The following is a 7,108-nucleotide window of genomic DNA, read 5'->3' on the forward strand; positions in this document are numbered from 1 at the left end:
CGCGATCCGGAGACCGGCGCCCAGATTTGCCCGCCGCACCGGGCGCGGCGGATCAACAGCGTGATGATGCTGTGCGGCCATTACGACAATTCGGGCGAGTTCGCCTTCCGCGTCGGCCTGCCGGGCAAGAGTGGCGTCGGCGGCGGCATCCTCGCCATCGCGCCGGGCCATGGCGCGATCGCCGCCTGGTCGCCGGCGCTGAACGCATCGGGCACGAGCGCGGCCGGTTCGGCGGCGCTGGAGGCTTTGGTGGAGAAAACCGGCTGGTCGGTGTTCTTTTAGGAGGCGAGGCATGGAGCAGGCGAACGCTTTGATCGAACAAGCAAGAACGGCGCGGCAATCCGGGGATCGCGACCGCGCCATCGAGCTTCAGCGCCAAGCCGTCGGCTTGTTACGGCAGCTCGAAGACGCGCCGCGTCTCGCCCATGCCCTGCGCCATCTCGGCGACTTGCTGGTCGAGGCCGGGGAACCTGAAGCAGCGGCGGTGCCGCTCGCGGAAGCGCTGGACATCTACCGAGATGCGCCGGCCGCCGATCCACTCGACATCGCCAACGCGGCGCGCGCGGCCGCCGTTCAATCGGAAGCGATCGGGGATTCACGAAGGGCGCAACATCTGTGGCGGGAAGCGAGAGACCGTTATGTCGCGCTCGACGATCGCCTGCGCGAACTGACAGGTGAGAACGCGGGGCAGGCGGAGGCCGAGGCGCGGTTGCGAGTGCTTGGATGATGCCGGCGGTGCAAGTGTAGCTGACGCATTATCATCGTCGCCGCACGTGCAAATCCGCCGCAGCCGGGCTATCGCCGCGCACGAGGAGCCCTCCGTGGCCGACGCCGAGACCGCATTGCTGCTGGCGCGAATCCAGTTCGCGTTCACGGTCTCGTTCCACTTCATCTTCCCCGCTTTCTCGATCGGCCTCGCCTCCTATCTGGCGGTGATCGAGGGCCTGTGGCTGAAGACAGGCGAGGCGAAATATCTGAACCTGTTCAAATATTGGCTGAAGATCTTCGCGCTCGCCTTCGCGATGGGCGTCGTCTCCGGCATCGTCCTTTCCTACCAGTTCGGTACCAACTGGTCGGTCTTCTCCGACCGGGCCGGGCCGATCGTCGGCCCGCTGATGGCCTATGAGGTGCTGACCGCCTTCTTCCTCGAGGCCGGGTTCCTCGGCGTGATGCTGTTCGGCATGGGCCGGGTGGGCAAGGGCCTCCATTTCGCCGCGACCTGCATGGTCGCCTTCGGCACCTTCCTCTCCGCCTTCTGGATCCTGTCGGCGAACAGCTGGATGCAGACGCCGACCGGCTATGCGATCAACGCGGCCGGCCAGTTCGTCCCGGCCGGTTCCTGGCTGGACATCATCTTCAATCCCAGCTTCCCCTATCGGCTCGTTCACACCGTCCTCGCCGCTTACCTGACCACCGCTCTGGTCGTCGGCGGCGTCGCCGCATGGCATTTGCTGAGGAAGCGCGACACGCCCGAGGTCCGGACGATGTTCTCGATGGCGATGTGGATGCTGGCGCTGGTCGCGCCGGTCCAGATTTTCGTCGGCGACCAGCACGGCCTCAACACCTACGAACACCAGCCGGTGAAGATCATGGCGATGGAAGGGCATTTCCAGAGTCATCCGGAAGGCGCGCCCTTATATTTGTTCGGTATTCCCGATCAGGCGGCGCAGAGCGTGCGCCATCCCGTCGCGATCCCGCATCTCGGCTCGCTGCTTCTGGAGCACGATCTCAACGCGCCGATGCGGGGCCTCGATACCGTGCCGCTGGAGGATCAGCCGCCGGCCGCGATCATCTTCTGGTCGTTCCGGATCATGGTCGGGCTCGGCTTCCTGATGCTCGGGCTCGGCCTCTGGAGCCTGGTGGCGCGCTGGCGCAAGAAGCTGCACGACTGGACCTGGCTGCACCGCTTCGCCCTGCTCATGGGCCCGGCCGGCTTCGTCGCGGTGATCGCCGGCTGGGTCACCACCGAGGTCGGCCGCCAGCCCTGGGTGATCTACGGCCTGCTCCGAACACGCGACGCCGTCTCGCCGATCGGCGCGCCGGGCGTCACCGGATCGCTGATCGCCTTCGTCATCGTCTATTTCGCCGTCTTCGCGGCGGGGACCTGGTATATCTTGCGGCTGATGGCGCACGCGCCGGCCGAGGGCGAGCCGGCGCAGGCCAGGCTGCCGATGCGCGCCGCCGGCATCATGCCGGGGCCGGCGGACGGGGAGGAGCGATGAGGAAGCGGCACCAGTTCCTCCCCTCGATTTCGAGGGGAGGGGGACCGCACGAAGTGCGGTGGAGGGGCTTCTTAAGCCGCACGCCCCTCCACCATGCTTCGCATGGTCCCCCTCCCCTGCAAGTGCAGGGGAGGAATTAGATGGACCTCACCGTTATCTGGGCCCTCATCATCGCCTTCGCGGTGGCGATGTATGTGGTGATGGACGGTTTCGATCTCGGCATCGGCATCCTCTTCAAGGGCTTCAAGGTGGGCGGAGAGCGGGACCAGGCGATGAATTCGATCGCGCCGGTCTGGGACGGCAACGAGACCTGGCTGGTGCTCGGCGGCGGCGGGCTGATGGCGGCCTTTCCGCTCGCTTATGCGATCGTGCTGCCGGCGCTCTACGCGCCGCTGATCGCGATGCTGCTCGGGCTGGTGTTCCGCGGCGTCGCCTTCGAGTTTCGCTGGCGCGATCCGGGCCACCGGCAGCTCTGGGACCTGGGTTTCACCCTCGGCTCGCTGGTCGCGACCTTCGCGCAGGGCATCACATTGGGCGCGCTGCTGCAGGGGATCACGATCGACGGCCGCGCCTATGCCGGCGGCTGGTGGGAATGGCTCAGCCTCTTCTCGATCCTGACCGGCGCCAGCCTGGTCGTCGCCTACGCCTTGCTCGGCGCGACCTGGCTGATCTGGAAGACCGAGGGTGGCGTGCAGGAGGACGCGCGCCGCTTCGCTTCCGTGCTGCTGCCGCTCTTCCTTGCCGCGGTCGGATCGGTCAGCCTCGCGACGCCGTTCCTGGAGGCGCAATATCATCAGCGCTGGTTCGAATCGCCGGGGATCTGGCTCACCGGCTTCATGCCCTGCGCGTTCGGCGGCATCGCGATCCTCGCCTGGCGGGGGATCAGGGGCAGGCGCGACTGGCAGTCCTTCGCCGCCACCTTGGGCCTGTTCGGGCTGACCCTCGCGGGGCTCGCCATCTCGATCTGGCCGGACGTGATCCCGGGCCGGGTGACGATCTGGCAGGCGGCGGCGCCTTATGAGAGCCAGAGCTTCATGCTGGTCGGCGCGGTCGTGCTGGTACCGCTGATCCTCGCCTACACCGCCTGGTCCTATTGGGTGTTCCGCGGCAAGGTCGGCGCGCATGGCTATCACTAGGCTGCGTCAGCTCGCCTGGTTCGTGGCGATCTGGACGGGGAGCGTGGCGGCGCTGGGGCTGGTCGCCTACGGATTGCGCTGGGTGCTGCATCCCTAGGGAGACAGGCGATGGGCTGGACGGTGAACGACATGCCATCGCTCGCGGGCAAGATCGCGATCGTGACGGGCGCGAACAGCGGGCTCGGCTATGAGACGGCGCTGGCGCTGGCCGGCGCGGGGGCGGAGACCGTCGTCGCCGCGCGGAGCCGCGGCAAGGGCGAGACCGCGGTGGCGCGCATCCGGGCCGCGCATCCGGCGGCGAAGGTCCGCTTCGAGGCGCTCGATCTCGGCAGCCTCGCCTCCGTTGCCGCTTTCGCCGGGCGGATCGCCGCCGGGCACGACCGGCTCGACATTCTGGTGAACAATGCCGGCGTGATGGCGCTGCCGGCGCGCGAGACGACCGAGGACGGGTTCGAGCGGCAGATCGGGGTCAGTTTCCTCGGCCATTTCGCGTTGACCGCGCGATTGCTGCCGATGCTGCGCAAGACGGGAGGCGCGCGTGTCGTGCAGCTCAGCAGCCTCGCCCATGCCCGGCGCGGCGGTATCGATTTCGACAATCTGCAGGGTGAGCGCGAGTACCAGCCCTGGCAGGCTTATTCCTTCTCCAAGCTCGCGATGCTGATGTTCGCGCTGGAGCTGGACCGGCGCGCGCGGGCCGGCGGCTGGAGCGTGGCGAGCATGGCCGCCCATCCCGGCTGGGCGCGCAGCGAGCTGATCGACAATGGCATGGGCAAGTCGATCGGCGCGCGCCTGATCGGGCTCCTCTTCCCGCTCGTTTCCCAGTCGGCCGCGGCCGGCGCGTTGCCCACCCTATACGCCGCAACCGAACCCGAAGCCGCAAGCGGCTGCTATTACGGTCCGCAGGGGCGCGGCGAACGCAGGGGCCCGCCGGGTTCGGCGCGAATGAGCGATGCGGCGCGCGACGAAGCGGCGGCACGGCGGCTCTGGGAGGAAGCGGAGCGGCTGACCGGGGTGAGCTTCCAATAACGTCCTTGCGAGCCGCGAAGCGGCGCGGCAATCCAGCTGCGTCGGACTGGATTGCTTCGCTTCGCTCGCAATGACGAGAGTCCGCTACTTGTACATGCCCGCGCGCAAATTGATGCGGTGCTCGACCCACGCCTTCATCGCGGCGAGCATCTGCGACCAGCCCATGCAATTGCCGTAGGACGCCTGCAGGCCGCCTTCGGTCTCGCGCCAGCCTTCCTCGCTGATCTCCACCAGGGTGCGGGTGTCGCCGTCCAGCGGCTTGAAGGTCATCGTGACGGTCGTCTGATAGCCGCCGCGCTCCCACGTGCCGGCCTCATGGTCTTCGCGGCCGTCGCCGGCTTCCCAGCGCAGCACGATCTTTTCGTTCGGCACCACTTCGACCACGTCGACGGGGAAAGCGCCGGGGAAATCGGCGAATTCCCACAGCACGGTGGCGCCGGTTTCGAGCCGGCCCTTGGCGCCGCCGGTGGTGAAATATTCGGACAGGATGGCGGGGTCGGCGACCGCCTCGAACACATCCGCGACGGGCCGCGCGATGCGGGCGGAAACGGTGAATTTGAGGTCCATGACGTCTCTCCTTGAGTGCGAATCGCTGCTTGCGTGCGTTGCTTATATGTTATAGAAATATAACATGTCAAACACGGCCGCCGAGGACAGGATTTTCAAGGCTCTGGGATCGGCGACGCGCCGCGCCTTGCTGGACGAATTGAAGAGCGAGCCGCGCACCACCGGCGACCTCGTCGCGCGCTTCCCCGATCTCGACCGCTGCACCGTGATGCAGCATCTGGGCGTCCTGGAGAAAGCCGGGCTGATCGTCGTCCGCCGTGAGGGGCGTGAGCGATGGAACCATCTCGACGCGGTGCCGATCAAGCGCATCCACGACCGCTGGATCGGCCCCTTTGCCGAGCGCGCCGCCGGTCTGCTCGACCGGCTGAAGCGCGATCTGGAAGAATAGCGTCTCCCGTCTTTCCCCTCCACCCAGGGAGGGGATCAAGGGGTGGGTGCGCGCGTCTGCGCGCCCAGGAAGACCGCTCTCGCGCCGGCGCTCCCTCAGGGGCATCGAGCCCTTCGGTCACCACCCACCTCCTACCCCTCCCTTTGAGGGAGGGGGAGTTTGAATATCGTATGCCCGACCTGATCTATCCCAGCCCGAGCGCGCGGTTGCGGCGAGCGAGGCTGTCGGCCGGCCAGAGCGCGGCGGAATCGTAATAGACTTCGACCGCCGGCACGCCGTCCGGCAGCCGCACCCAAGGGAGCTTCGAGCGGGTGTAGATGTGAATGTCGGGCGGCAGTGCTCCGGGCGTATCGAGCGTCCCGACGCGAACGAACCGGATCGCGTCATTGGCGCCGCCATAATTGCTCCACAGCGCCACGCGACAGTCCGGGCAACGCCAGATCTGCTGGCCGCGTCCGCTCTCGGACGGGGTGAGCAAGGGCTCGGCCGCACCCTTGGTCGTCTCGACCTCGCTGGCCTCGATCAGCGCGTTGATCACGAAGGCGCTGCCGGTTTCGGTCTGGCAGCTCGTGCAATGGCAGCAATGGACGAACATCGGCGCGGCGTTCAGCCGGTAGCGCACCGCCCCGCAGGCGCAGCCGCCTTCCAATTCCGCCGCACCGCTCATGCCGCCGCCCAGGCCCGGATCCGCCGCTCGAGCACGCTCAAGGGCATCGCGCCGGAGAGCAGCATCGCGTCGTGGAACGCCTTGATGTCGAAGCGCGCGCCCATGCCGCGCTCGGCCTCGTCGCGCAGCCGCGCGATCACCGTCTGGCCGATCTTGTAGCTGCAGGCCTGGCCCGGCCAGACGCTGTAACGCTCGATCTCGCGGACCGCGCTGCCCTCCGGCTCGGCCGCATTCTCGACCATGTAGCGGATGGCTTGCTCGCGGCTCCAGCGGCGTGAATGAAGGCCTGAATCAACGACGAGGCGGACGGCGCGGAACAGATAGGCCTGGAGATAGCCGATCCGCCCCAACGGATCGCCTTCATAGACGCCGAGCTCGTCGGCGACGCGCTCGGAGTAGAGCGCCCAGCCTTCGCTGTAAGCGGAGAAGCCGCCGAGCCGGCGGTAGAGCGGCAGCGATCCCGCTTCGCGCGCGACGCTGTTCTGGAAATGGTGGCCCGGATTGCCCTCATGCCAGGTCAGCGTCTTGAGGCCGTATCTCGGCCATTCGGCGGTGTCGCGCAGGTTGATATAATAAGCGCCGGGGCGGGAGCCGTCGAGCGACGCGCCCTGATAATAGCCGCCCGGTGCGCCGGATTCGATCGCCGGCGGGACGCGACGGATCTCCAGCCGGGCGCGCGGCAGCGTGTTGAACACGCGGGGCAGGCGGCGCGCGATCAGCTCCAGATAGCCATTCAGGTCCCGCAGCAGCTGGGCGCGGCCTTCGTCGGTGTTCGCGTAAAGCTGGGCCGGATCGCGGTTGAGCGCGTTCATCCGCTCGCCGACGCTGCCCTGGGTGTAGCCCGCGGCGCGCAGCATCGGCTCGAGCTGGCCGTGCAGCTCCGCCACCTGGGCGAGGCCCATGCGGTGGATCTCTTCGCCGGGCATCGCGGTGGTCGTGTTCGAGCGAATGCCCCAATTGTAATAGGCCTCGCCCTCCGGCAGCCGCCAGCAGCCGGCGTCGTGCACGGCATTGCGGCGGAGCTCCTGAAGGGCGGCGATCTGCCGGTCGAGCGCGGCGGCGATCGGGCCGGAGACGGTCTGGGTCGCCCGCGCTTCCCAGT

General features: G+C 67.8%; 10 protein-coding genes. 7 read left to right on the plus strand and 3 right to left on the minus strand.

Features of this window, described 5'->3' with window-relative positions; all coding sequences use genetic code 11:
• From ACT4N3_RS05895 to ACT4N3_RS05920, 6 genes are all read left to right on the plus strand, one after another.
• On the plus strand, positions 1–282 hold a 282-nt coding region (locus tag ACT4N3_RS05895), incomplete at its 5' end, for a glutaminase (protein WP_444854281.1).
• A 10-nt stretch (positions 283–292) separates the two neighbouring features.
• On the plus strand, positions 293–727 hold the full coding sequence (locus ACT4N3_RS05900) for a tetratricopeptide repeat protein (protein ID WP_444854282.1): 435 nt from the start codon (positions 293–295) through the stop codon (positions 725–727).
• A gap of 94 nt (positions 728–821) precedes the next feature.
• Positions 822–2,222, plus strand: coding sequence for a cytochrome ubiquinol oxidase subunit I (locus ACT4N3_RS05905; protein WP_444854283.1), 1,401 nt, complete (start codon positions 822–824; stop codon positions 2,220–2,222).
• Positions 2,223–2,362: 140 nt separating this feature from the next.
• Entirely contained in the window at positions 2,363–3,358 is a 996-nt protein-coding gene (cydB, locus tag ACT4N3_RS05910; RefSeq protein WP_444854284.1) for a cytochrome d ubiquinol oxidase subunit II, read from the plus strand.
• Positions 3,345–3,455 carry a DUF2474 family protein gene (locus tag ACT4N3_RS05915; RefSeq protein ID WP_444854285.1) on the plus strand — a complete coding sequence of 37 codons (111 nt, stop codon included), beginning with the start codon at positions 3,345–3,347 and terminating at the stop codon, positions 3,453–3,455. Before cydB ends, ACT4N3_RS05915 begins: the two co-directional genes overlap by 14 nt.
• Positions 3,456–3,466: 11 nt before the next feature.
• On the plus strand, positions 3,467–4,384 hold the full coding sequence (locus ACT4N3_RS05920; RefSeq protein ID WP_444854286.1) for an oxidoreductase: 918 nt from the start codon (positions 3,467–3,469) through the stop codon (positions 4,382–4,384).
• Positions 4,385–4,468: 84 nt separating this feature from the next.
• Here ACT4N3_RS05920 and ACT4N3_RS05925 read toward each other — a convergent pair whose 3' ends face one another.
• Positions 4,469–4,951: an SRPBCC family protein gene (locus tag ACT4N3_RS05925; protein WP_444854287.1), complete on the minus strand. Its 483-nt coding sequence runs from the start codon at positions 4,949–4,951 to the stop codon at positions 4,469–4,471.
• 64 nt (positions 4,952–5,015) lie between these two features.
• Between ACT4N3_RS05925 and ACT4N3_RS05930 the strand changes: the two genes are divergently transcribed.
• Positions 5,016–5,339 (plus strand): ArsR/SmtB family transcription factor, encoded by a 324-nt coding sequence (locus ACT4N3_RS05930; protein ID WP_444854288.1) that lies wholly within the window; start codon positions 5,016–5,018, stop codon positions 5,337–5,339.
• 184 nt (positions 5,340–5,523) lie between these two features.
• On the opposite strand, the gene ACT4N3_RS05935 is transcribed toward ACT4N3_RS05930, so the two are convergent.
• Both ACT4N3_RS05935 and ACT4N3_RS05940 read right to left on the minus strand, forming a co-directional pair.
• Positions 5,524–6,006 carry a GFA family protein gene (locus tag ACT4N3_RS05935; protein ID WP_444854289.1) on the minus strand — a complete coding sequence of 161 codons (483 nt, stop codon included), beginning with the start codon at positions 6,004–6,006 and terminating at the stop codon, positions 5,524–5,526.
• Positions 6,003–7,108 (minus strand): DUF885 domain-containing protein (locus ACT4N3_RS05940; protein WP_444854290.1); only part of this gene is annotated, 1,106 nt, incomplete at its 5' end. The genes ACT4N3_RS05940 and ACT4N3_RS05935, both read right to left, overlap by 4 nt.

Origin of the sequence: Sphingosinicella sp., from assembly GCF_052388015.1 — a bacterium.
Taxonomy (GTDB): Bacteria; Pseudomonadota; Alphaproteobacteria; order Sphingomonadales; family Sphingomonadaceae; genus Allosphingosinicella.